Source organism: Actinosynnema sp. CA-299493, assembly GCF_050946825.1.
In the GTDB taxonomy this organism is placed as follows: Bacteria; Actinomycetota; Actinomycetes; order Mycobacteriales; family Pseudonocardiaceae; genus Actinosynnema.
Map to the genome: position 1 here is coordinate 9,020,670 of NZ_CP191993.1, position 24,069 is coordinate 9,044,738.

General features: G+C 71.9%; 27 protein-coding genes. 19 read left to right on the top strand and 8 right to left on the bottom strand.

The annotated features are described in order from the left end of the window. The 5 genes from pstA to ACQPYE_RS39035 form a co-directional block, all read right to left on the bottom strand. Positions 1-915: a phosphate ABC transporter permease PstA gene (gene pstA / locus ACQPYE_RS39015; RefSeq protein ID WP_498718110.1), complete on the bottom strand. Its 915-nt coding sequence runs from the start codon at positions 913-915 to the stop codon at positions 1-3. Then, positions 912-1,967: a phosphate ABC transporter permease subunit PstC gene (gene pstC, locus ACQPYE_RS39020; protein ID WP_498718111.1), complete on the bottom strand. Its 1,056-nt coding sequence runs from the start codon at positions 1,965-1,967 to the stop codon at positions 912-914. Before pstC ends, pstA begins: the two co-directional genes overlap by 4 nt. A 34-nt stretch (positions 1,968-2,001) precedes the next feature. Further along, the gene (gene pstS / locus ACQPYE_RS39025) at positions 2,002-3,129 is read right to left on the bottom strand and encodes a phosphate ABC transporter substrate-binding protein PstS (protein ID WP_498718112.1); all 1,128 of its coding nucleotides are present in this window, start codon (positions 3,127-3,129) and stop codon (positions 2,002-2,004) included. A gap of 194 nt (positions 3,130-3,323) precedes the next feature. Further along, positions 3,324-4,202, bottom strand: a complete 879-nt coding sequence (gene mshD, locus ACQPYE_RS39030) for a mycothiol synthase (RefSeq protein ID WP_498718113.1) — start codon at positions 4,200-4,202, stop codon at positions 3,324-3,326. Positions 4,203-4,402: 200 nt separating this feature from the next. After that, positions 4,403-5,158 (bottom strand): winged helix-turn-helix domain-containing protein, encoded by a 756-nt coding sequence (locus ACQPYE_RS39035; RefSeq protein ID WP_498718114.1) that lies wholly within the window; start codon positions 5,156-5,158, stop codon positions 4,403-4,405. 229 nt (positions 5,159-5,387) lie between these two features. On the opposite strand from ACQPYE_RS39035, the gene ACQPYE_RS39040 reads away from it, so the two are divergent. The 11 genes from ACQPYE_RS39040 (at position 5,388) to ACQPYE_RS39090 (ending at position 14,400) form a co-directional block, all read left to right on the top strand. Beyond that, positions 5,388-6,092, top strand: a complete 705-nt coding sequence (locus ACQPYE_RS39040; RefSeq protein ID WP_498718115.1) for an alpha/beta hydrolase family protein — start codon at positions 5,388-5,390, stop codon at positions 6,090-6,092. After that, the gene (locus tag ACQPYE_RS39045; RefSeq protein WP_498718116.1) at positions 6,089-6,892 is read left to right on the top strand and encodes an LmeA family phospholipid-binding protein; all 804 of its coding nucleotides are present in this window, start codon (positions 6,089-6,091) and stop codon (positions 6,890-6,892) included. Before ACQPYE_RS39040 ends, ACQPYE_RS39045 begins: the two co-directional genes overlap by 4 nt. Beyond that, positions 6,893-7,321: a TlpA family protein disulfide reductase gene (locus tag ACQPYE_RS39050; RefSeq protein WP_498718117.1), complete on the top strand. Its 429-nt coding sequence runs from the start codon at positions 6,893-6,895 to the stop codon at positions 7,319-7,321. It begins immediately after the preceding gene. Positions 7,322-7,386: 65 nt separating this feature from the next. Next, entirely contained in the window at positions 7,387-7,464 is a 78-nt protein-coding gene (locus ACQPYE_RS39055; RefSeq protein ID WP_360462167.1) for a putative leader peptide, read from the top strand. A 102-nt stretch (positions 7,465-7,566) separates the two neighbouring features. Further along, complete coding sequence (locus ACQPYE_RS39060) at positions 7,567-8,022, top strand: DUF4395 domain-containing protein (RefSeq protein ID WP_498718118.1); 456 nt, start codon at positions 7,567-7,569, stop codon at positions 8,020-8,022. A 40-nt stretch (positions 8,023-8,062) separates the two neighbouring features. Continuing rightward, positions 8,063-8,908, top strand: coding sequence for a sulfurtransferase (locus tag ACQPYE_RS39065; RefSeq protein WP_498718119.1), 846 nt, complete (start codon positions 8,063-8,065; stop codon positions 8,906-8,908). 2 nt (positions 8,909-8,910) lie between these two features. Continuing rightward, positions 8,911-9,213 carry a DUF1416 domain-containing protein gene (locus ACQPYE_RS39070; protein WP_230566272.1) on the top strand — a complete coding sequence of 101 codons (303 nt, stop codon included), beginning with the start codon at positions 8,911-8,913 and terminating at the stop codon, positions 9,211-9,213. Positions 9,214-9,428: 215 nt separating this feature from the next. Beyond that, positions 9,429-10,064, top strand: coding sequence for a heme-binding beta-barrel domain-containing protein (locus ACQPYE_RS39075; RefSeq protein ID WP_498718120.1), 636 nt, complete (start codon positions 9,429-9,431; stop codon positions 10,062-10,064). A gap of 106 nt (positions 10,065-10,170) precedes the next feature. Further along, positions 10,171-10,776, top strand: a complete 606-nt coding sequence (locus tag ACQPYE_RS39080; RefSeq protein WP_498718121.1) for a 5-oxoprolinase subunit B family protein — start codon at positions 10,171-10,173, stop codon at positions 10,774-10,776. Positions 10,777-10,862: 86 nt separating this feature from the next. Beyond that, positions 10,863-11,705 carry a 5-oxoprolinase subunit C family protein gene (locus ACQPYE_RS39085; RefSeq protein WP_498723075.1) on the top strand — a complete coding sequence of 281 codons (843 nt, stop codon included), beginning with the start codon at positions 10,863-10,865 and terminating at the stop codon, positions 11,703-11,705. A 133-nt stretch (positions 11,706-11,838) separates the two neighbouring features. Continuing rightward, the gene (locus tag ACQPYE_RS39090) at positions 11,839-14,400 is read left to right on the top strand and encodes a glycosyl hydrolase family 18 protein (RefSeq protein ID WP_498718122.1); all 2,562 of its coding nucleotides are present in this window, start codon (positions 11,839-11,841) and stop codon (positions 14,398-14,400) included. Between the two features lie 108 nt (positions 14,401-14,508). Here ACQPYE_RS39090 and ACQPYE_RS39095 read toward each other — a convergent pair whose 3' ends face one another. Next, on the bottom strand, positions 14,509-15,351 hold the full coding sequence (locus ACQPYE_RS39095) for an aminodeoxychorismate lyase (RefSeq protein ID WP_498718123.1): 843 nt from the start codon (positions 15,349-15,351) through the stop codon (positions 14,509-14,511). 34 nt (positions 15,352-15,385) lie between these two features. Between ACQPYE_RS39095 and ACQPYE_RS39100 the strand changes: the two genes are divergently transcribed. The 5 genes from ACQPYE_RS39100 (at position 15,386) to ACQPYE_RS39120 (ending at position 19,766) form a co-directional block, all read left to right on the top strand. Then, entirely contained in the window at positions 15,386-15,829 is a 444-nt protein-coding gene (locus ACQPYE_RS39100) for a Fur family transcriptional regulator (RefSeq protein WP_308199066.1), read from the top strand. Beyond that, the gene (gene ygfZ / locus ACQPYE_RS39105; protein WP_498718124.1) at positions 15,826-16,917 is read left to right on the top strand and encodes a CAF17-like 4Fe-4S cluster assembly/insertion protein YgfZ; all 1,092 of its coding nucleotides are present in this window, start codon (positions 15,826-15,828) and stop codon (positions 16,915-16,917) included. The genes ACQPYE_RS39100 and ygfZ overlap by 4 nt, the downstream gene beginning before the upstream one ends. A gap of 103 nt (positions 16,918-17,020) precedes the next feature. Beyond that, complete coding sequence (locus tag ACQPYE_RS39110; RefSeq protein ID WP_498718125.1) at positions 17,021-17,869, top strand: beta-keto acid cleavage family enzyme; 849 nt, start codon at positions 17,021-17,023, stop codon at positions 17,867-17,869. A gap of 60 nt (positions 17,870-17,929) precedes the next feature. Then, positions 17,930-18,511, top strand: coding sequence for an RsiG family protein (locus ACQPYE_RS39115; protein WP_498718126.1), 582 nt, complete (start codon positions 17,930-17,932; stop codon positions 18,509-18,511). A gap of 58 nt (positions 18,512-18,569) precedes the next feature. Beyond that, positions 18,570-19,766 carry an MFS transporter gene (locus tag ACQPYE_RS39120; RefSeq protein ID WP_498718127.1) on the top strand — a complete coding sequence of 399 codons (1,197 nt, stop codon included), beginning with the start codon at positions 18,570-18,572 and terminating at the stop codon, positions 19,764-19,766. Here the strand turns inward: ACQPYE_RS39120 and ACQPYE_RS39125 are convergent. Further along, entirely contained in the window at positions 19,719-20,600 is an 882-nt protein-coding gene (locus ACQPYE_RS39125) for a DUF8083 family protein (protein WP_498718128.1), read from the bottom strand. The two genes, ACQPYE_RS39120 and ACQPYE_RS39125, sit on opposite strands and share 48 nt — an antisense overlap. 162 nt (positions 20,601-20,762) lie before the next feature. Between ACQPYE_RS39125 and ACQPYE_RS39130 the strand changes: the two genes are divergently transcribed. After that, positions 20,763-20,948: a DUF3073 domain-containing protein gene (locus ACQPYE_RS39130; protein WP_123745067.1), complete on the top strand. Its 186-nt coding sequence runs from the start codon at positions 20,763-20,765 to the stop codon at positions 20,946-20,948. Positions 20,949-21,023: 75 nt separating this feature from the next. Here the strand turns inward: ACQPYE_RS39130 and ACQPYE_RS39135 are convergent, their stop codons facing one another. Continuing rightward, positions 21,024-22,085, bottom strand: coding sequence for an NADH:flavin oxidoreductase/NADH oxidase (locus ACQPYE_RS39135; RefSeq protein ID WP_498718129.1), 1,062 nt, complete (start codon positions 22,083-22,085; stop codon positions 21,024-21,026). Between the two features lie 346 nt (positions 22,086-22,431). On the opposite strand from ACQPYE_RS39135, the gene ACQPYE_RS39140 reads away from it, so the two are divergent. Both ACQPYE_RS39140 and ACQPYE_RS39145 read left to right on the top strand, forming a co-directional pair. Next, on the top strand, positions 22,432-23,118 hold the full coding sequence (locus ACQPYE_RS39140) for a Crp/Fnr family transcriptional regulator (protein WP_241828468.1): 687 nt from the start codon (positions 22,432-22,434) through the stop codon (positions 23,116-23,118). 105 nt (positions 23,119-23,223) lie between these two features. After that, on the top strand, positions 23,224-24,069 hold the full coding sequence (locus tag ACQPYE_RS39145) for a hypothetical protein (RefSeq protein ID WP_498718130.1): 846 nt from the start codon (positions 23,224-23,226) through the stop codon (positions 24,067-24,069).

Below are 24,069 nucleotides of genomic sequence, written 5' to 3' on the forward strand. Positions count from 1 at the left end.
TCACTTCGTCTTCGGAGCCAGCCACCGCGAGATCACGGTGGCCAGCAGGTTGAACAGCGTGATGATGATGACCAGGGTGATCGCCGCACCCCAGATCCGCTCGAAACCGGCCTGCGTCGGGTTGTTCCGCTCCGACGTCATGAGCAGCGGCAGCGACGCCATCGGCCCTTCGAACAGGTTGTAGTTGATGTACGGCGCGTACGCGGCCAGCACGAGCACCGGCGCGGTCTCGCCCATGACGCGGGCCAGCGCCAGCATGATGCCGGTGATGATGCCGGACAGCGCGGTGGGGATGACGACCTTCACGATCGTCTTCCACTTGGGGATGCCGAGCGCGTAGGACGCCTCGCGCAGCTCGTCCGGCACGATCTTCAGCATCTCCTCGGTGGTCCGCACGATCACCGGCACCATCAGCAGCACCAGCGCGAGCGACACCGCGAACCCGCTGCGACCGAAGCCGAAGTAGGTGATCCACAGCGTGTAGACGAACAGCGCGGCCACGATGGACGGCACACCCGTGAGGATGTCGACCATGAACGTGGTGGCCTTGGACAGCTTGGACCGGCCGCCGTACTCCACCAGGTACACGCCGACGAACAGGCCGAGCGGCACGGACAGCGCACCGCACACCAGGCCCTGCACCAGCGTGCCGTAGATCGCGTGGTAGACGCCGCCGCCCTGCTGGCGGCCCAGCAGGCCGGACAGCGACTTCTGCCACCAGTCGGCGTCGAGCACGACCGGGAAGCCGCGTTCGACGACCACCCACAGCACCCAGATCAGCGGCACGATCGCGACGAGGAACGCCCCGTACACCAGGACGGTGGCGAAGCCGTTCTTGAACTTGCGCGCGCCGCTGACGCTCTGGAACGTCGGCGGCGTGGCGAGGCGGTTCAGGTCCGCCGTGTCGGTCGTCATTCGTACTCCTTGTGACCGGCGACGATGGACCGGGCGAGGGCGTTGACGCCGAAGGTGAGGACGAACAGCACCAGGCCGGCGGCGATGTAGGCGCCCGCCGTGCGCGGGTCGTTGAACTCGGGCGCGGCCAGCGCGATCTTGGACGCGAACGTGGCGCCGCCGTCGAACAGGCTCCACGCGAACGCCGCGCCCGTGCCGCTCAGGATGATCGTCAACGCGATCGTCTCGCCGAGGGCGCGGCCGAGGCCGAGCATGGAGGCGCTGACGTAGCCCGCCTTGCCGAACGGCAGCACGGTGGTGCGCACGACCTCCCACTTGGTGGCGCCGAGCGCGATGGCGCCCTCGACGTGGACCACCGGCGTGCGGTCGAACACCTCGCGGCTGACCGCGGTGATGATCGGCAGGATCATCACCGCCAGCACGATGCCGGCGGTGAAGATGGTGCCGCCCAGCTCGATGCTGACGTTGCCCTCGGCGAACAGCGGGATCCAGCCGAGGTTCGAGATCAACCACTCGCCGATCGGGGTGAGCACCGGGCCGAGCACGAGCAGGCCCCACAGGCCGAAGATGATCGACGGCACGGCGGCGAGCAGGTCGATGACGTAGGCGAACGGCCGGGCGAGCCGGCGCGGCGCGTACTGGGTGAGGAACAGGGCGATGCCGAGGGCGATCGGCATGGCGATGACCAGCGCGAACGCGGACGACACCACGGTGACCAGGAGCAGGTCGAGGATGCCGTAGCGCATGTCGCCGACGTCGCCGGTGGACCACTCGCGGCTGGTCAGGAAGTTGACCTTGTCCAGCCCGAGCGAGGGGATGGCCTGGAGCAGCAGGAAGACGCCGATCGCCGCGATCAGGACCACGATGAAGATGCCCGACCCCGTGGCCAGGCCTGCGAAGATCCGGTCACCCGGCCGGACGTGGGTCTTCTGGTCGGCTTCCGTGGTCGGGGGAATCGGAGCCTCCGAGTCGGGTCGAGCAGCCGGAACGCCCTCGCGGGCACCGGACGTGCCGGTGCCCGCGGGGCGCGGGGCCACGATGCGGTCGTTCATCGCGATGGCGTTCCCGGGAAGTCTGCCGGCCTGGTCAGGCGATGGCCTTGACGGCGGTCAGCAGCTTGTCCTGGAAGGCCTTCGGCAGCGGAGCGTAGCCCGCGTCGGCCAGGCCGTCCTGGCCAGTCGTCGCCGCCACGGTGAGGAACGCCTTGACCGCCTTCGCGGTGTCGGCGTCGTAGCCCTTGGAGCAGACGATCTCGTAGGTGGCGAGCAGCAGCGGGTAGGCGCCCGCGGTGGTGGAGCCGTAGATCGAGTTCAGGTCGAGGACCAGGTCGTTGCCGGCACCCTTGATCTTGGCACCGTCGATGGCCTTGCCGACCGTCTCGTTGGTCAGCTCGACCGGGCCGGAGCCGGTGTCGATCCTGGCCAGGGACAGCTTGTTGTCCTGCGCGAACGACAGCTCGACGTAGGTGATGGCGCCGTCGACCGAGCCGGCGGCCTGCGCGACACCGGCGGACTTCTCCTTGGCCTCGCCGACACCACCCTTGAACTGCTTGCCGTCACCCTGGGTCCACGCGCCCTTGGAGGCGGCGGTCAGGTACTTCTGGAAGTTGTCCGTGGTGCCGGACTCGTCCGAGCGGTAGACGACCTTGATGTCCTTGTCCGGCAGCGACGCGCCGGAGTTCAGCGCCGCGATGGCCGGGTCGTTCCACTTCTTGATGCCGCCGTTGAAGATCTTGGCGGTCACCTCGCCGTTGAGGACCAGGTCCTTGACGCCCTCGAGCTTGTAGCCCAGCGCGACCGGGCCGAAGACCAGCGGCAGGTTCCACGCCGGGTTGCCCTGGCAGCGCTCGGCCGCCGCGGCGACCTCGCCCTTGCTCTCCGACAGCGGCGAGTCCGAACCGCCGAAGTCGACCTGGGCCGCGTTGAACTGCTTGACGCCCGCACCGGAGCCGGAGGCGTTGTAGGCGAGGTCGGAGCCGGGGCACTTCGCCTGGTAGGCCTGGATGAACGTGGCGATCGCGTTCTGCTGGGCGGAGGAGCCCTCGGCGCTCAGCTTCGACTTGCCGCCGCACTCGACGGGGACCGACGAGTCACCGGCCGCCGACGTGGAACCCGTGCTCGCGCCGGGGGCGTTGTTGTCGCTGCCACACGCGGTGAGCAGAAGCGCACCGGCCGCGATCAGGCCGAGTACGGCGCCGTGTCGCTTGGTCTTCACCTGGGAGTCCTCCAGCTACGGGAGCGGATTTCGCGGCGAAGCTCCGCCGCTCGACACGGACGGTAGGTAGCGAGGGTGGACAGGTGCCCAGGAGAAGGTGAACGGCGAGTGAACACCACACGGGAAGTGACCGAGTACACCGCCTTTTGGGTGTCCCGTGACCTGCACGTTTGCGTGGCGTGATGGGTTTGTCACTACCGGGCGTATTGGACGTCCGAGTCCCAGCGCGTGAATCCCAACCGGTCGTACACGGCCAGTGCCGCCGCGTTGTCGGACTCGACGTACAGCATCACGTCGGCGAGCCCGGCCGCGCGGAGGTGCGCGAGGCCCGCGAGGGTGATCGCCTTGCCGAGGCCGCCGCCCTGCGCGTCCGGGTCGACGCCGACCACGTACACCTCGCCGAGCTCGGCGGTGTGCGCCTTGGTCCAGTGGAAGCCGAGCAGCCGCCCGTCGTCGTCGACCGCGAGCAGGAAGCCGGCCGGGTCGAACCACGGCTGCTCTTCCTTCTCCCGCACGTCCTCGATGCTCATCGCGCCCTGCTCGGGGTGCCAGGCGAACGCGCGGTGGTTGACGTAGACCACGGCGGCCTCGTCGCGGCCCGGCACGAAGGAGCGCAGCGCCACGCCGGCCGGCAGCACGGGTTCGGGCAGGTCGGCGTCGAGCGGGCGGCGCAGGCGCAGCAGCTCGCGGACCTTGCGGTAGCCGAGCTTCGCGGCGAGCGCCTCGGCGCCGGGGTGGCCGCCGTGCGACCAGACCCGCAGGGGCTTGGCGCGGTCGGCCACGGCTTCGACGAGCGCGGCGCCGTGCCCGCGACGGCGGTGGTCGGGGTGCACGGCCAGCTCGGCGACCTCGTTGCCGTCGGAGTCGCCGAAGACGTCCAGGTGCAGGTAGCCGACCAGGTCGCCGCCGGCGCGGGCCAGCAGGTGACGGCTGCCCCGCGCGTCGGGGCGCAGGCGCAGGATCACGGCTTCGCCGACGGGGGCGACGCCGTCGGCGGCTTCGGCGGCACCGAGCAGACCGGACACTTCGGCGGCCTGCTCGGGGGACAGCTCCTCAACCCAGGTCAATTCCACGTCACGAACCTAGTGGAGTTCCCCGCGAGGTCGCGTCGGTAGGTCGAGACTCATTCCGCGGCGATCACGCTCTTCGATCGTCGCGGAATCAGGCTCGAACTGCCGACTTCCCGGCGACCTCGCCGCCGTCTGCGGAGCAGCGGCCATCAAGCACTGCCGACTTCCCGGCGACCTCGCCGCCGTCTGCGAAGCAGCGGCCATCAAGCGCGAAAGATCAGCTCGGCTTCGTCGATCGTCGACTCGGGCGCGTCGAGCGCGTGGTCCACGCGACGGGCGCTGCCCGGGCGCGGCGGGCGCACGAACTTGTAGCCCACGTTGCGCACGGTGCCGATGAGGGACTCGTGCTCGGGGCCCAGCTTGGCGCGCAGGCGCCGGACGTGCACGTCCACCGTCCGCGTGCCGCCGAAGAAGTCGTAGCCCCAGACCTCCTGGAGCAGCTGCGCGCGGGTGAACACGCGGCCCGCGTGCTGGGCCAGGTACTTGAGGAGCTCGAACTCCTTGTAGGTCAGGTCGAGCGGCCGGCCGCGCAGGCGGGCGGTGTAGGTCGCCTCGTCGATGACCAGTTCGCCGAGCTGGATGGAGCCGTCGCCGCCGGGCTGCGTGGCGCCGCGCCGGGAGCGCACCAGGCGCAGCCGGGCGTCCACCTCGGCCGGGCCGGAGGTCGGGAGCAGGATCTCGTCCACGCTCCAGTCGGAGTTCACCGCGACCAGACCGCCCTCGGTGACGACCGCCACCACCGGCACGTCGACGCCGCTGGAGTCGAGCAGCCGGCACAGGCTGCGCGCGGCCACCAGGTCGGTCCTGGCGTCGACCAGGACGATGTCGTGCGGACCGGCTTCCAGCAGCGCCGAGACCTCCGGGCGCAGCGGGCGCACCTCGTGCGGGAGGAGCGACAGCGCGGGGAGAACCGCCTCGGGGTCGGCGTCGGTGGTCAGCAGCAACACATCGATACTCATCGCGGCGCCCTCTCGTTCGGCCGGTGCTTGGTCACCGACCAGGCACAGGCGAAGTACGGTGACCGGGCCCCGTTGCCTGCGGATGACGGAGACGATACCGGTGCACACCACGAAAGACCCAGGTCAGCAGGTCAGAGTCACAGTTGTTTCCACAAGCGTCACGCCTGTTACATCCATGTCACATGACGCCGTCCGCCTGCACGGTGTGCATGTGAGATCGACACCGTCCGTGACGGATCTCGCATTCGTGGTGGGCCACGGCTTCACGAACCACGTGCGCAAGCCGTTCGTGTCACGCGTGTTGCACCGGTTCGCGAGGCACGGCGGGGTCGTCGCGCTGGACTTCCGGGGCCACGGCCGCTCCGGCGGGCGCTCCACCGTGGGCGGTGACGAAATCCACGACCTCGCGGCCGGCGTCTCGCTCGCCCGCGAGCTCGGGTACCGGCGGGTGGTCACCGTGGGCTTCTCCATGGGCGCGTCCATCGCGCTGCGCCACGCGGGCCTGCACGAGGACCGGCCGGACGCCGTCGCGGCGGTCAGCGCGCCCTCGCGCTGGTGGGTGCGCGACACGGTGGCGATGCGCCGGGTGCACTGGCTGCTCGAACAGCCGCACGGCAGGCTCGCCGCGCGCGCCCTCGGCGTGCGCCTCGGCCCGCCGTGGCTGACCACGCCGGAGAGCCCGCTGGAAGTGGTGCACCGCATCACCCCCACCCCGCTGCTCATCGTGCACGGTGAGCAGGACCACTACTTCGGTCCGGCGCACGCCGTCGCGCTGCACCGGGCCGCGGGCGGGGCCGCCGAGCTGTGGCTGGAGCCCGATGTGCGGCACGCCGAGTCCTCGATGACGCCCGCTCTGGTAGACCGGATCGCGACCTGGCTGGACGAACGCACCTCGCAGCACCACACCGACCGGACGACAGAGGGCAGGCGATGACCGCGAGCGACACCGACCGCCGCCGTTCCACCCGCGGGCGCAAGCTGATCATCACCGCGCTCGTCGTGGGCGCGCTGCTGGTCGCCGCCGACTTCGCGCTGGCCGCGATCGGCGAGTACCAGGTCGCGCAGAAGATGCGGGAGAAGTTCGGGCTGAGCGAGGACCCGTCGGTCCGGATCAACGGCTTCCCGTTCATCACGCAGGCGATCGGCGGCGACTACCGCGACATCGAGATCGGCGCCACCGGCGTGCCCGTGCGCGACCAGCTGCGCGACCTGGAGATCCGGGCGAACCTCAAGCACACCCGCATCGGCCTGTCCGACCTGCTGGCCGGCAACACCCGCGACGCGCGGATCGACCAGGTCAGGGGCAGCGTCAAGATCAAGGTCAACGACCTGAGCCGGCTGGTCAACCAGATCACGCCGTTCACCGACCTGGCGATCGACCCGGACAAGCGCACCAAGGTGACCGGCGGGCAGCCGCCGGACCCGACGGTGGCGGCGGTGAGGCTGTCGGGCAAGACCACCGTCGCCGGCCGCGACATCCGCATCACGGCCTACGGCACGGTGTCGCTGGTCAGCGGCCAGGTGGCCATCGCGGTGAACGACGTCGAGCTGGACGACCTGGCGCTGGACGGGCTGGACGCGGTGCTCGGCGTGGTGCGCGAGGCGTTGAGCGTGACCATCGACCCCGGCTCGCTGCCGTTCACCGTGACGCCGACGGCGGTCAGGGTGGAGAGCGGCGCGTTCACCGTGGAGGGCGCGATCAACGACATCCTCCTCGACCAGGGCGGCAACTAGGTGACCGCCGGGGCGTGGGCGCTGCTCGGGGCGGTCGCGGTCGTCGCCGTGATCGCCGTGGTCCTGCGCGTCCGCGACGGTCGCCCGCGCGCGGCGAAACCCCGTCGGGACCTGCCCGCGCCCGTGCGCGACCTGCTCGACCGGGACACCCCGGTGACGCTGGTGCAGCTCTCCACGACGTTCTGCGCGAACTGCCGGCAGACCCGCGCGGTGCTCGAAGACCTGGTCGCCCGCACCCCGGGGCTGCGGCACGTCGAGCTCGACGTGACCGACCTGCCGGACGTCGCCGCCGCCCTCGACGTGCTGCGCGCGCCGACGACGTTGGCGCTGGACGCCTCGGGCGCGGAGCTCCTCCGGCTCGGCGGCGTGCCCAAGCCGGACCGCCTCGTTGCGGCTTTGCGACCACACCTGCCTGACCCGATCGGGTGAACCTGGGCATTCCCACGCTGTGGACGCCACTCCCGACAGCAGGGACGAGCGGCTACGCTCGGACCATGACCACGCTGCTGACCAAGCGACTCGCGGTGGACCTGTGCCGCGTGCGCAGCAGCCTGTGTCGCGCGGCGCGCTGACCGGGCGGTTCCGGCGGCGCGCACACCCTTGACGGTCGTGCGCGCCTGCCCTAACACCGCCTGAGACGGACTACCAGTCTTGTCCACCGTCAGGAGGTCGCCGTGCCTGTGAACGCCACCGCCACCAAGGACGCGCCGGTCGACCCGCGCGGCCCCCGGTTCAGCGCCTGGATCACCACCGCCATCCTGGCGGTCGTCCTGCTGACCGGCTCGTGGCGGCTGCTCGCCGCCCAGACCGTGCTCTTCGCCATGTGCGCGTTCATCTCGCTCAAGCTCAACCCGTGGGGCCACGTCTACCGGTTCGCCGTGCAGCCGAGGATCAAGCCCACGAGCGAGCGGGAGGAAGCCGCGCCGCTGCGGTTCGCGCAGGGCGTCGGGTTCGTCTTCGCGCTCATCGGCACCATCGGCTACACCACCGGACTCACCGCGCTCGGAGTCGTCGCCACGTCCGCCGCGCTGGTCGCCGCGCTGCTCAACGCCGCGCTCGGCCTGTGCCTGGGCTGCGAGTTGTTCCTGCTCCTGCGCCGCCACGCACCCGCGCTCGCCCGACCCCAGTGACAGAAGTCGCAGTAAGCAACGAAGAAATTGGAGCAGCTCGATGAGCCGTGAAGACGTCCTGGTCTCGGCCGCTTGGTCCGAGGAGAACCTCAGCGCGCCCGGCGTGGTGTTCGTGGAGGTGGACGAGGACACCACCGCCTACGACGGCGGCCACATCCCGGGCGCGGTGAAGATCGACTGGAGGAACGAGCTCCAGGACCCGGTGCGGCGCGACTTCGTCGACCGCGCGGGCTTCGAGAAGCTGCTGTCCGCCAAGGGCATCTCCAACGACGACACGGTCATCCTGTACGGCGGCAACAACAACTGGTTCGCCGCCTACGCCTACTGGTACTTCAAGCTCTACGGCCACGACGCGGTGAAGCTGCTCGACGGCGGCCGCAAGAAGTGGGAGCTCGACGGCCGCCCGCTGGACAAGGAGCAGGTCGAGCGCCCGGCGACCAGCTACACCGCCCAGGAGCAGGACCTGGCGATCCGCGCGTTCCGCGACGAGGTCGTCGAGGCGATCGGCGCCAAGAACCTGGTCGACGTGCGCTCGCCCGACGAGTTCTCCGGCAAGCTGCTCGCGCCCGCCCACCTGCCGCAGGAGCAGGCGCAGCGCGCCGGCCACATCCCGAGCGCGATCAACGTGCCGTGGAGCAAGGCGGCCAACGAGGACGGCACGTTCCGGTCCAACGAGGAACTGGCCGAGATCTACGGCGAGGCCGGCTTCGACGGCTCCCGCAAGACGATCGCCTACTGCCGCATCGGCGAGCGCTCGTCGCACACGTGGTTCGCGCTGCACGAGCTGCTCGGTCACGAGGACGTGAAGAACTACGACGGTTCCTGGACCGAGTACGGCTCGCTCGTCGGCGTGCCGGTCGAGCTCGGCAGCGGCAAGGAGGCCTGATCATGAGTCTGGACGGTTGCGGCGCGCCCGAGCAGGGCGTGGACATCCAGGTCGGCGCGAACGAGGTCGTGCTGTCCGGCAAGGTCCGGTCCGAGGGCGCTCCGGTCGGCGGGGCGTTCGTGCGCCTGCTGGACGCCTCGGGCGAGTTCACCGCCGAGGTCGTGTCCTCGGCCGACGGCGACTTCCGGTTCTTCGCCGCGCCGGGCACGTGGACCATCCGCGCGCTGCACCGTTCGGGCAACGGGCAGGCGTCGGTCAGCGCGGAGGGGCCGGGCGTGCACCCGGTCGAGGTCGCGGTGGCCTGAGACCACGTCCTCTGAGACACGGGGAGCGCACGGGCTGCCCCGGCGCTACCCCTCGCCGACCCCGGTGGCGTTCGCCACCGGGGTCGGCGGCGTCCGGGGGCAGGTGCCTAAACTGGGCGGGTGGAACACTTCTTCACAGGACTCCTGGTCCTCGTGTCCCTGCTGGTCGTGTGGTTCGCCGGGTACGTGGTGTACCGCCTGTTCTCCGACCAGCGGTGAGCGACAACGGGCCCGTTCCGGGCAGTGGTGACGCGGCCGTGCAGGCCGCCGCTTCGCGCGCCTCGGTGACCGGGGCGCGCAACCTGCCGCAGTTCGACGACCTGCCGATCCCGGCGGACACGGCGAACCTGCGCTCCGGTCCCTCCCTGCACGACGCGTGCCTCGCGCTGCTGCCGCTGGTCGGCGTGTGGCGCGGCGAGGGCGAGGTCGTGTACCCGACGATCGACGGCCCGTTCCGGTACGGGCAGCAGATCACGTTCGCCCACGACGGCCGGCCGTTCCTGTACTACGAGGCCCGCGCGTGGCTGCTGGACGCCGACGGCGGCGTGATCCGCCAGGCGGCGCGGGAGACGGGCTTCTGGCGCCCGCAGCCGGACGACACGATCGAGGTGCTGATCACGCACAACACCGGGATCGTGGAGCTGTACTACGGCAAGCCGCGCAGCCAGACGTCGTGGGAGATCACCACGGACGCGGTGGTGCGCACGGCGACCGCCAAGGAGGTCACCGGCGCGCAGCGGCTGTACGGCGTCGTCAACAACGGCGACCTGGCGTACGTCGAGGAGCGGGCCATGGTGGGCCAGCCGCTCCAGCCGCACACCTCGGCGCACCTGAAGCGCATCGTCGGCTGAGGTCGACCGCGCCGCCCCCCGGCGTCGCGGGGTCGGTCGCCCGGAACTCGCGGGGTCGGCCGACGTCGGATTGGATTGTTCAACAATCCTCATCTAATCTGGACCCATGCGGCTGCGGCAGTGCGGCGACGACGCGGTGCTCGTCGAGGTGGGCTCGCTCGGCGAGGTGGAGGCCGTGCGCGCCGCCGTCGAGGCCGCCGGGCTGCCGGACGTGGTCGAACTCGTCCCGGCCGCCCGCACCGTCCTGGTCGTCACCCGGCCGGGCGGGCTGCGCGCCGTCCGCGAGGTCCTGACCACTGCGGACCTCGTCCACCGCGCGGGGGCCGTCGGCGACGAGGTTGTCATCGGCGTCCACTACGACGGTCCCGACCTGGACCTGGTCGCCGAGACGGCGGGCCTGAGCACGGCCGAGGTGGTCGCGCTGCACACCGGCGCGGACTACCGGGTCGCCTTCTGCGGTTTCGCGCCCGGCTTCGGCTACCTGACCGGCCTGCCCGAGCCGCTGCGCCAGCCACGCCTCGACTCGCCGCGCACCAAGGTCCCGGCGGGCTCGGTGGGCGTGGCGGGCGAGTTCACCGCCGCCTACCCCCGCGCCACCCCGGGCGGCTGGCGGCTCATCGGCCGGACGGACGCGCCCCTGTTCGACCCGCGCCGCCCCACCCCGGCCCTGCTCACCCCCGGCGACCGCGTCCGCTTCGAGGCCCTCCGATGACCACCCGCTCCCGCGAGAGTCCTACGTCCACGCCGCGAGAGTCCTACGCCCAGGACCCCCGAGTTCGCCGCTCGCGCACCCTCACCGTGCTGCGCACCGGCCCGCAGGCCCTGGTCCAGGACCTGGGCCGGCCGGGCAACGCGCACCTGGGCGTCCCGCCCTCCGGCGCCCTGGACCGGCCCTCGCTCACGCTCGCCAACCGCCTGGTCGGCAACCCCGAGGACGCCGCAGGCCTCGAAGTGCTCCTCGGCGGCCTCTCCCTGCGCGCCAACGCCTCCTGCACGGTCGCCGTGACCGGCCCGGCGACACCCGCCCTGGTCAACGGCGTCCCGCGCGACTCCCCGCTGCACCTGGCGCCCGGTGACACCCTCACCCTCGGCCCGCCCGACGGCGGCCTCCGGACCTACGTCGCGGTCTCCGGCGGCATCGCGGTCCCGGCCGACCTGGGCAGCCGGTCGACCGACCTGCTCTCCGGCCTCGGCCCCGCCCCGCTGCGGCCCGACGACGAACTGCCCCTCGGCGACCCGACCGGCGTGCCGGTGGGCGTGGACGTGCTGGTCGGCGTCCGGGTGCCCGCGGAGCTGGTCGTGCCCGTCCTCCTCGGTCCGCGCGACGACTGGTTCGACGACCCGGCACGCCGGCTCCGGGACGGCCGCTGGACGGTGTCCGACCGCAGCAACCGCGTCGGCCTCCGCCTCACCGGCACCGCGCTGGACCGGACCGCGCGCCGGGTCGGGCAGGAGCTGCCGAGCGAGGGCCTGGTCACCGGCGCGGTGCAGGTCCCGGCCGACGGCAACCCCGTCGTGTTCCTCGCCGACCACCCGACGACCGGCGGTTACCCGGTGATCGGCGTGGTCGCCGCACGCGCCCTCCCGCTGCTCGGCCAGGCGCCGCCCGGCACGCGGCTGCGCTTCGCCCCGCAGGGCTGAACGGGCGCAATTGGTCTAGACCCATTGTCAACGACCGGCGCACGACCTACGTTCGGAGGAGTTCCGGGAAAGACCGGCACGACACCAGGCCGCCGTGGTTCTCGACCGTCCCCGTATCGAGAGGCACACCCTGATGCGCCGACCCGCCATCGCGCTCCTGGCCTTCCTGCTGGCCACCGCAGCGCTGTCCGCACCGGCCGCCGCGGCGACCGGCCTGACCGCCGCCTTCGGCAGAACCGGGACCACCGGCAAGTTCGTGGTCGCCAACCCGACGACCACCGCCGTCTCCGGCTGGACGATCAGGTTCGACCTGCCCGCCGGCGTCACCGTCAGCGGCGCGCAGCACGCCACCACCACCCAGACCGGCACGCGGGTGACGCTGACGCCCGCGTTCTACATCGCCACCCTCCAGGCGGGCCGCACCACCGACCCGTACAGCCCGACGTTCACCCTCAGCCAGGCCGTCGACCCGACGACGTGCACGGTCAACGGCGCGAACTGCGACGGCAGCGGCCCACCGCCGCCGCCACCCGCGCCGACCACGGCCGAGTTCAGCCTCACCGGCTCGACCGGCAAGTTCGTGGTCACCAACAACACCGACGCCGTGCTCGCCGACTGGTCGATCACCTTCACCCTGCCCGCCGGCGTCACGGCGAGCGGCGCGCAGCACGCCACGGTCGGCCAGACCGGCAACGCCGTCACGCTCAACCCGGTGCACTACAACCGCAGCGTGGGCGCACGCCGTTCCACCGAGCCCTACAGCCCGACCTTCACGCTCAGCCGGGCGGCCGAGCCCGTCACCTGCCGGGTGAACAACGCCAACTGCGACGGCACGCCCGACACACCGCCCACGCCGCCGGCCACCCTGCACTCACCGGTGAAGACGACCAAGACCGTCTCGCTGGCATGGACCGCCTCGACGCCCGGCTCCCTGCCGATCGCCGGGTACGAGGTCTACCAGGGCACGACCCCGGCCACCACGGTCACGTCGACCAGCGCCACCGTCACGGGCCTCGTCCCGAACACCGCCTACAGCTTCACGGTGAAGGCGAAGGACACCAAGGGGACGTTGTCCGCGGCGTCCAACGTGCTGACGACGACCACCAACAACCCGGCCGACGACACCCAGCCGCCGACCACGCCGGCGAACCCGCGCGGCACCGCGAAGGACGCCGGCAGCATCACCTTGAGCTGGGACGCGGCCACCGACAACCGGGGCGTGGCCAACTACGACGTCTACCAGGGCGCCGCCGTGAAGGCGACCGTCACCGGCACGACCGCGCGCGTCGACGGCCTGTCGCCGTCCACCGCCTACACGTTCACGGTCCGGGCCAGGGACCTGTACGACAACGTGTCCACCGCGAGCAGCCCGATCACCGTGTCCACCTCGGACCTCGTCGACGGCTACGCGCGCGTCGGCTACTTCGTCCAGTGGGGCATCTACGGCCGCCAGTTCTTCGTGAAGAACCTGGACACCAGCGGCACGGCGGCCAAGCTCACGCACCTGAACTACGCGTTCGGCAACATCGACCCGGTCAACCTGACCTGCCTGCACGGCGTCACCAAGGGCACCTCGCCCAACCCGCAGGACCCGAACCAGGGTGACGGCGCGGGTGACGCGGAAGCCGACTACAGCAGGCCGTTCGGCGCGGCGCAGTCCGTGGACGGCGTCGGCGACACCGGCTGGGAGCCGCTGCGCGGCAACTACAACCAGCTGCGCAAGCTCAAGGCCAAGCACCCGCACCTCAAGATCCTGATCTCGCTGGGCGGGTGGACGTACTCGAAGTACTTCTCCGACGTCGCGGCCACGGACGCGGCGCGCGAGAAGTTCGTCAGGTCCTGCCTGGACGTCTACATCAAGGGCAACCTGCCCCTGTACAACGCCGCGGGCGGGCCGGGCACGGCGGCCGGCGTCTTCGACGGCATCGACCTCGACTGGGAGTGGCCGGGCGCGGAGGGCCACGCCGGCAACCACGTCGGGCCGGACGACAAGCGCAACAACACCCTGCTGATCGACGAGTTCCGCCGCCAGCTCGACGAGCTGGGCGGGCAGACGGGCAGGCGCTACGACCTGACCGCGTTCACCCCGGCCGACCCGGCGAAGATCGAGGCGGGCTGGGACCTGCCGCAGGTGGCGAAGTCCCTGGACGTCTTCAACGTGCAGGGCTACGACTTTCACGGCGCGGGCAGCGACGACTCGTGGGAGCCCGACCGCACCGGCCACCAGGGCAACCTCCACGCCGACTCCGACGACCCGTACCCGTTCCGCTTCAGCGTGGAGAACGCGGTGGACGCCTACACGTCGGTCGGGGTGCACCCGCGCAAGATCACCATCGGGCTGGCGTTCTACGGCCGCGGCTGGCAGGGCGTCCAGGCCGGCGCGAAGAACGGCGAGTGGCAGTCGGCGACCGGGGCGGCTCCGGGCCAGTTCGCCGAGGAGGCGGGCACGCGCGGGTACTCGAACCTGCTCGCGAGCGTGCCCGGCTGCGCGGTCCACCACGACGAGGCGGCCGTGGCCACGTCCTGCTTCACCGGCAACGGCGGGCAGTGGTGGACGTTCGACGACGTGTGGGCGATCCAGCGGAAGACCGCGTGGCTCAAGCAGCGCGGCCTGCTCGGCGCGATGATCTGGGAGATGTCCGGCGACACCGCCGCCGGCACCCTGATCAACGCCGTGGACGCCGGCCTGAGGTGAGGCGTCGGGGCCCCGGGCGCGGAGGTCCGGGGCCCCGGCTCCGCGAGGACGCGAACGATCGACTCCCAGGCGACCGAGCCGCCGTCTGCGAAGCAGCGGCCATCGAACTCAGTACTCCGACTCGTAGAGGTCGGCCAGCTCGGCGTGCAGGTCGGCGGCGTCCGGCAGCGTCTTGCCGTCCAGCGTGTGCACGCGGGTGATCTTGCGGACGCTCGACACCAGGAACACGCCGTCCGCCGAGTACAGCTCGTCCACCTCGACCGGCCGCACCTCGACCGTCCAGCCCTCGCGCTCGGCGGCCCGGAACAGCGCGGCCTGCGTGGTGCCGGGCAGGATGCCCAGCTCGGCGGGCGGCGTGGTCAGGGTGCGACCGCGGGCCGTGATCAGGGTGGAGGTAGGGCCCTCCAGCACCGAGCCGGACGACGTGGCGAACACGACCTCGGCCGCGCCGCGCCGTTCCGCCTCGCGGAGCGCCGCCATGTTGACCGCGTAGGACAGCGACTTGGCGCCCAGCAGCAGCCACGGCGCGCGGTCCACCAGACCCGGCTCGACGCCCCGGTCGAGGGTGACCGCGGCGATGCCCTCGGCCCGCTGCGCCAGCACCTTCGGCGAGATGTCCGCGCCGAGCGCGAAGCCGGTCGGCGTGCCGTCGCCGCCCTCGACCCCCCGCGTGTGGACGAGCTTGAGCGCGACCTCCGCGCCGCCCGTCCAGTTGGTCAGCACGAGGTCGACGGCGCGTTCGAACGCCGCGCGGTCGGGCTCGGGCAGGTCCAGCATCGCCGCCGAGCGGGCCAGCCGGTCCAGGTGCGGAGCCAGTTCCCGGGGCTTGCCGTCGACGACGAGGATGGTCTCGAAGACACCGTCGCCGCGCATCAGGCCGAAGTCGTCGACCCGGATCAGCGGGGCGTCGGGGTCGGCCAGCGTTCCGTCCAGTAGTGCGAGCACGCGCATACCGTGAGACTACTCACGGCCTACCATCGGTTTCGTGGACACCGCCAGCGCTCCGAAAGCCCTGCGCAAGACGCTGCACGAACGCGGCATGCGGATGACACCCCAGCGCCAGCTCGTGCTCGACGCCGTGCGCGAGCTGGGGCACGCCACGCCCGAGCAGATCTGCCAGCGCGTCCAGGTCACCGCGCCCACGGTCAACATCACCACGGTCTACCGCACGCTCGACCTGCTCGACCGGCTCGGCCTGGTCCGGCACACCCACCTCGGGCACGGCGCGCCCAACTACTCGGTCGACGCGCACGAGCACGTGCACCTGGTCTGCCACCGGTGCGGCCGGGTGGACGAGGTGCCGTGCGAGTTGCTCTCCCCGCTCGGGGGAACACTGCGGGACGAGTACGGGTTCGAACTTGATGCGAGCCACCTCGCGCTGTCCGGCACGTGCCGCGAGTGCCTGAGCGCACCGAAGGAGTCCGAGTGAACTCACCGCTGTTGACCGCCCCCGGCGCCGTCGCCCCGTTCGAGGGAGCGCCCGACCAGGGCGTGCCGTGGCACTTCGGCGACCCGTTCGCCGAGCAGCGCTCGGCGGCGCGGTCGGTCGCGGTGTTCGACCGGTCGAACCGGGCCGTGCTCGCGGTGCCCGGCGCCGACCGGTTGACCTGGCTGCACTCGCTGACCAGCCAGCACTTCACCGCGCTCGGCGAGGACGAGGGCACCGAGGCGCTGATCCTGGACGTGCAGGGCCGGGTCGAGCACCACGCCGTGGTGGCGAACGTCGGCGGCGTCGTCTACCTCGACACGGAGGCGTCGCGGGCGGCCGAGCTGCTGGCGTACCTGACCAAGATGGTCTTCTGGTCGAAGGTCGAGCCGCGGGACGCGACGGCCGAGCTGGCGGTGCTGACCGTCGTCGGCCCGGAGGTCGTCCGCCTGTTCGAGGAGCTGGACCTGCCGCTGCCCGCCGGCCCGCACGGCGTCCTCGCCCTGGGCGACGGCTTCGCCCGCCGCATGACGTGGCCGGGCCAGGACGCGGTCGACCTGGTCGTCCCGCGCGGCGAGATCGCCGACTGGTGGGCCAGGCTCACCGCCGCGGGCGCGCGCCCGGCCGGCAGCTGGGCGTTCGAGGCGCTGCGGGTGGAGTCCCTGCACGCCCGGCTCGGCGTGGACACCGACGAGAGGACCATCCCGCACGAGGTGAACTGGATCGGCGAGGCCGTGCACCTCGACAAGGGCTGCTACCGGGGCCAGGAGACGGTCTCGAAGGTGCACAACGTCGGCCGGCCGCCGCGCCGGATGCTCCTGCTCCACCTGGACGGGTCACGCGAGGTGCAGCCGGAGACCGGCGACCCGGTGCTGGTCGAGGACCGCGTGGTCGGCCGGGTCGGCAGCGTCGCCCTGCACCACGAGCTGGGCACCGTCGTGCTGGCGCTGGTCAAGCGGTCGGTCTCGCCGGACACCGAGCTGCTGGTCGGCGCGGAGGACCGGCGCGTGCAGGCGAACGTCGACCCCGACTCGGTGCCGCCGGACACCCCCGGTCTCGGCCGCGAGGCGGCGCGCAACCTGGGCCGCTGATCATCCGGACCGGAAAACCGGCGACCTCGCCCGCCTGCGGTTCCCGGCCCGACGGGCCCCGCTGACCCGCTGGTCCGAACGGGTTCTGTGCCAGGATCACGACATGTCCCGACCCGGATCCCACGGCACGCTGATCACGGTCGCGCCCACCGGCGCCGAGCACGCGAAGGCCGACGTGCCCCAGCTGCCGGTCACGCTGGAGGAGCTGGTCGCCGCCGCACGGGCGTGCGAGCAGGTGGGCGCCGCGATGGTGCACGTGCACATCCGCGGCGCGGACACGAGGCCGTCGCTGGACCTCGGGCTGCTCAAGGAGTCGGTGGCCGCGCTGCGCGAGCAGACGGACCTGGTCGTGCAGCTGTCCACGGGCGGCGCGGTGACGGACCCGGAGGCCGACCGGCTCAAGGTGCTCGACGCCCTGCCCGACTCGGCGTCCTGCACCATGGGCACGGTGAACTTCGGCGACGACGTGTTCCTGAACCGCTGGGAGTTCGTCGTCGCGTTGCACAAGGGAATGCAGGAGCGGGGCATCGTCCCGGAGTACGAGATCTTCGACATCGGCCAGCTGGCGTCGCTGCGGCGGCTGCTGGACCAGCACGGGCTGCCCGCGGGCGGCAAGGTGCACGTCGACCTGGTGATGGGCGTGCCGGGCGGCATGCCGGGCGACGCGGAGACGCTGGTGGCGGCGTTGCGGCTGCTGCCGGAGGGCGCGTCGTTCTCGGCGACGGGCATCGGGCGGACCACCCTGCCGGTGATGCTGACGGCGTTGGCCGCCGGCGGTCACCTCCGGGTGGGCATGGAGGACACCGTGTCGTACGCCAAGGGCCAACCGGTCCGGGACAACGCGCAGCTGGTCGCCCGGGCGGCGGGGCTGGCGAAGATCGCCCAACGACCGCCGCTGTCGCCCGCGGACGCACGTGCACTCCTGGGCGTGCGCAGTCCGGTACAGGTTTGAGACAACTTTGGAAGCAGGTTTGTGTTGGCGGGTGGACACGAACTACCTCAGGATGAGTACGTGATCGAGGTGCGTCCTGGCGGGCGCCGCCGTATCGACCGGGTGCTCGCCCCCGACTACGCCGAGGGGGTCGAGCGGCTCCCGCTCGCCGAGGTGCGCGCGCTGCGCGACGAGGCGGCGCAGGAGGAGACCGACCTGTCGTACCTGCGGCGGCTGCTGCACGCGCGGATCGACATCGTGCGGGCCGAGCAGGAGCGCCGGACGTCCGGCGGTTCGGCGGTGGTCGACCAGCTGGCGACCATCCTCGCGTCGAACGCCGTCGGGCCCGCCACGGGCCTCGGGCGTTACCAGACGCAGGAGCCGTCGCGGGCGGAGGCGCACCGGCGGCACGTCGAGGCCCTGGTCTCCGACGTCGACCTGTCGGACGTGAGCGCGCTCACGGACGACAAGCTGATCATGGCGCTGCGGGTGTTCATCGGCGAGGAGGCCTCGGTCTCGTCACGGCGGCGCGAGGTGCAGGCCGTGGTCGACTCCCTCAACGCCGAGATCGCCGGTCGTTACCAGAGCGGCAGCGCCTCGGTCGACGAGCTGCTGGCCGCCGAGCGCGGGTGGCCCGCCAACCCGGGCCGCACCAAGGAGTAGTCCACCCACCGGGAAAGGCCTCCCGCCATCTGGACGGGCCGCTTATCGTGGCCGGTTGATGGCACAACAACGGTCCGCCTCGCCCGGTTACCGGTGGGTGGTGCTCGCGGTCGGCGCGGTCGCCCAGGGCGCCAACGCCGCGGTGTTCCTGGGCCTGCCGGCGATCACCCCGCAGCTGCGCGCCCACTTCGGGCTGTCGTTGCCGCAGGTCGGGATGCTGCTCGGCGCGGTCAACCTGGGCACCATGCTCACCCTCGTGCTGTGGGGCACGGCGGCCGACCGGCGCGGTGAGCGGCTGGTCATGGCCATCGGCGGCTTCGGCGCGGCCGGGTGCCTGGCCCTGGCCGCGTTCGACGGGCCGGTGGTGGCCGGGGTGGCGCTGGTCGGCGTGGGCCTGTTCGGCGCGAGCGTGAACGCGGCCAGCGGCCGGGCGGTGCTCACCTGGTTCCCCGCGCGGCGGCGGGGGCTCGCCATGGGCATCCGGCAGACCGCCACCCCGCTCGGCGCCGCCCTGGCCGCCGCCGTGCTGCCGGTGGTCGTGCTCCGGGCCGGCGTGCCGGTGGCGTTCCTGGTGCTGGCGGGCTTCACCGGGTTCGTGGCGGTCGCGGTGGCGCTGTGGGTCCGGGAGCCGCCGTGGGCCGTGCGGTCCGAGCGGGGGCGGCACGGGGTCGTGCTCAAGGACCCCGACCTGATCCGGCTCAGCGCGGCCAGCGGCTTGCTGGTCGTGCCGCAGTTCACCGCCGCCGCCCTCATGGTCGAGCTCCTGCACGACCACCGCGGCGTGGCCGTGGGGCTGGCGGCCGGGTTGTTCGCCGTCGCCCAGGTCAGCGGCGGTGTCGGCCGGCTGGTCGTCGGCGTGTGGTCGGACCGGTCGGCCACCCGGGTCCAGCCGCTGAAGGTGCTCAGCGTGCTGATCGCGATCGGGTTCGCGCTGTGCGCCGCCCTGGACCAGGCGCCGGTGTGGCTCCTGGCCGCGGTGTTGATCCCCACGGCCGCGCTGGCGCTGTGCTGGAACGGCGTCGCCATCACCGCCGCGGGCGAGCTGGCGCCGCCCGGCCGGACCGGCATCGCGCTCGGCATGCAGAACACCGCGAACTACCTGAGCGCCACCGTCACGCCACCGCTGGCCGGGTTGGTCGCGGTGGGCATCGGGTGGCCCGCCGCCCTGCTCGTGGCCGCGGCGGCGGCCGTGGGCGCCCGCGTGCTGCTAGCCGTGCCGTTCGCGGCGCGCGAGCTCGCCCCAGAACTCCCGTAGCCGCTCGTACCGGAGGGCGACCTCCTCGGCGTCACCGGTCTCCAGGGCGTCCAGGATCGCGTTCACGTCGGTCGCGGAGCTGTCCTCCAGCAGGTCCTGGTCGTCGATGAGCTGCACCAGCCCGCCGTAGTCGAGCTCGACGGCCGAGTCCGGCGCGAAGTGGTCGAGCCAGCGCCCGGTGTCGTGGAGCACCTTGGCCGGACCCGCCTCGCCCAGCGAGCCGGTCACCACCCGGTGCGCCCTGGCCACCCGCGCGCGGGCGTCCGCCATGGACACCCGCCACGAGACCTGGCGCTCCGGGTCGGACTTCGGCGCCGGCACGATCCGCCGCGCCTCCGGCTCCACCAGCGCGAACCAGGGCAGCGGCACCGTCCAGGTGGTGGAGATGACGTGCACCGCGCCCGCGGTCAGCTCGGCCATCACCGCCGACGCCCGGGACCGGATCGCCTCCGGCTCGACCGCCACGGCCTCCTCCCGCAACGGGCCGGTGGCCGTGGCCAGGAACCCCACCAGCGCGGCGGCCGACCTGGCGCGCAGGTCGAGGGGGCAGACCAGGGGACCTGGTCCGACCTCCCCCGGCACCTCGGCGGGGCTGATGGTCATCACGTCGAACGGCGCGTCGGGCGGGACGCTGCCGTCCGACCGCTCACCGGGCAGGAGGCGGCGCGGCCGGGCGAGTTGTGATCGCAACCACAGCTCCCGTTCGCGCGCGCCGACGTCCGCCCGGCTCAAGACCCCGTTTTCCAGGGCTTTTCGCACCTGATCCGCCAACGGTGCGTCAAGAGCCGACAGCGGTTCGTACACCCTGAGGTAGGCGACGAACGGTCTAGGCACCCGCGCATCCTCCCACGGTGAGATTTGGCGGCACGTGTCACGCCTACCGCGTCGCGGGGAACCCCTTCGACACGGTACGGTAGTTACCAGGAACTAGTTGTCGAGACGAGTGGGGCCGCCGTTCCCCCGGCCGCCCCCGTCCCTGTGCGAGGGGGTCGAGCCATGGGGCGCGGCCGAGCGAAGGCCAAGCAGACCAAGGTGGCGCGGGAGCTCAAATACAGCTCTCACAACATCGACGTCGACGCCTTGCAACGCGAGCTGTCCGGCGGCGAGTCCGCAGGTGTTCGCCGAAGCGAAGAACGCTTCGACGACCCGTCGGACGACGAATACGACGACTACCGTCGCTGACACACACAACACCCGCTGCTGAGGTTGGGCTGCCGGTTATCCAGACCGGCAGCCCGACCTTTGCAGCGGGTCCAACTACGCCCTGGCGTACTGCCTCGGCGGGCTGACCTGCACCCCCAACTGCTGAGCCGCGTGCAACGGCCAGTACGGGTCGCGCAGGAACTCCCGGCCGAGCAGCACCAGGTCGGCCGAGCCATCGGCGAGGACCTGCTCGGCCTGCCGGGCGTCGGTGATCATGCCGACGGCCCCGGTGGGCACGTCGGCCTTCCGCCGCACGGTCTCGGCGAACGGCACCTGGTAGCCGGGGCCGGTCGGGATGTCCGCCGTGGGCGTGTTGCCCCCGGTGGACACGTCGACCACGTCGGCGCCCAGGGCCGCGAGGTCGCGTGCCAGCACGACGCTGTCCTCCGCGGTCCAGCCGCCCTCGACCCAGTCGGTGGCGGAGATGCGCACGAACACCGGCACGTCCTCGCCGACGGCCTCCCGGACGGCGGCCGTGACCTCGCGCACCAGGCGGGTCCGGTTCTCCGGGGAACCGCCGTAGGCGTCCGTGCGGTGGTTGCTGAGCGGCGACAGGAACTCGTGCAGGAGGTAGCCGTGCGCGGCGTGCACCTCGACCACCCGGAAGCCGGCCGCCAGCGCGCGCCGCGCCGCCGCGGCGAAGTCGGCGACCACCCCGGCGATGCCCTCCTCGTCCAGCTCGACCGGCGTCCGGTAGGTCTCGTGGAACGGCACGGCGCTCGGCGCGACGGGTGTCCAGCCGCCGTCGGCGTCCGCGACCCCGCCCCGTCGTTCCGCGAACGGCGCGTAGGTCGAGGCCTTGCGGCCGGCGTGGGCGAGCTGCACGCCGGCGACGGCGCCGTTCGCGTGGATGAAGTCCACGATCGGCCGCCACGACTCGACGTGCGCGTCGTCCCACAGCCCGGTGTCCTCGGGGGAGATGCGCCCGACGGCCTGCACGGCGGTCGCCTCGGTGAGCACCAGGCCCGCGCCGCCGACCGCGCGCGAGCCGAGGTGCACGAGGTGCCACTCGTCCGGGTGACCGTCCTGCGCCGAGTACTGGCACATCGGACTGACCGCGATGCGGTTGGGCAGCGTGACGGTGCGGAGGGTCAGCGGGCTGAACAGCAGGCTCACGTGGGGCTCCTGGAGACGTTCCGGTATGACAACGGCCCTGCGGCGCGTCACCAGGTCCAAGCCCGCCGGATCGGCCCCTTGTTCCCCGGTGTGGCGGCCGTCCCACCTCGCGGGAGCTGCGCAATTCCATTCGGATCGGTATTGCGCGTGCATTCGCACGTGATCTTCAATGGGAGGTCGGCGGGCAAAACGCCGAACATGAGGACACCAGTTACGCCCATTCGGGTGTACTGTCCGCATCACGTTCGGGGAGACCATCACTTGCCGCCCGACGCGGGTCGGCCCATTGGAAGTTCCCGCCGGTCACGACAGTAACAGGATCCACATGCTGCCCATGCCGACCACGATGACGCAGGATCCAGGGTGGCCCAGCAACAGCCTCCTGGGTCGCCTCCGAGACAACACCCGACAAGAGCTGCTGAACATCGGCACGGTCGTGCGGTACACGGCCGACCGCGAGGTCATCGAGCAGGACGCGAAGGACACTCACGTCCTTCTGCTGCTCGACGGCGTGGTCAAGGTGCAGACCACGGACGAGACGGGCGACACGGCGCTGCTCGCGATCCGGGTCGCGGGCGACCTGGTCGGCGAGATGGCCGCGCTGGACCAGAAGCCGCGCTCGGCCACCGTCGTCACGTGCGGCGACGTGGTCGCGAAGCTGATCACCAGCGGTGAGCTGATGAGCTTCCTGCACCGGCGCAACGACGTGTTCGTCGAATTGATCGGGATGATCAACGACCGGCTGCGCTGGGCGAACCAGCGCCGGCGCGATTTCCTGTCCCACCCGGCCGCCGAACGGGTGGCCCGGGTGCTGGCCGAATTGGTGCAGACCTACGGGCGCGAAGAGGCGCACGGGTGGACGTTGGGAATTCCGCTGACGAAGGTGGAACTCGCCTCGATCGCCGGGATGAAGCCCAGAACGGCCGAGAAGGCCTTCTCCGATCTGCGAAAAGCGGGGGTGGTGGTGAGTCACCTGAGGCGTGACGTGCTGGTGCCGGATCTGGCGGGGCTGAGGAAATTCGCGGGCTTCTGACGCGAGACCGCAATTCTGCGGTATTCCCGCCGATGCAGTAGTCCACAGTGACTCTGCGCAGTCGTGTGTCCGCAGTGCGTCAGCACCCGTCGAAAGGCTTGGCCCATGAGCTTCCAGCGCAGTCTGCTGGTGTGTTGTGACCTGAGGAGCTACGGCTCGGCCGACGACCTGCTCCAGCGCGAGCTCCAGGAGCTGCTGGTGCGCAGCCTGGACCGGGCCGGGGAAGCCGCCGGTCTCGACCGCTCGACGTGGCGGCGGCAGGCCAAGGGTGACGAGGAGTGGGCCGTGCTGCCCGCCACGGCGTCGGAGGGCGACGTCGTGGACCGGTACGTGCGCGCGCTGGACGCCGAGCTGTCCGCGACCAACCGCTACCGGGTGCCGGAGGCCAAGCTGCGGATGCGGATGGCGATCCACTTCGGCACCACGGTCGAGGGCGCCAACGGCTACCCCGGGCAGGACGCCGTGCTGGTCAGCAGGCTGCTCAACAGCGAGCCGGCGCACGCGGCGCTGGAGCAGTCGCCGGGCTCGGACCTCGTCGTGGTGCTCTCGGACACCCTGTTCACGTCGCTGGTCGCGGCCCGGTACACCACGCTGCGACCCGAGGACTTCCGGCGCGTGGACGTGCGGGTGAAGACCTTCCGGGGGCACGGGTGGATGTGGCTGCCGAGCGGTGACGTGCACTCGCTGGTCCTGGCCGGCGCGCCGGACGCCGAGCCCGTCGGGGTGGCCGAGCCGGGTGTCGCGGCCGGCCCGGTCTCGCCCGTGGTCGACTCGCCGGCGTCGGTGAACCAGCACGCGGTGGCCTCCGGCGGGTCGACGGTGATCCAGTCGGGCCGCGACGCGCACGTGACCAACCAGAAGGCCGACGTGATCCAGCACTTCGACCGCAACGACCAGCGGGGCTCGCACTTCGGCCCGACCTACCGCAGGGACACCGACGAGAGGGCGTGA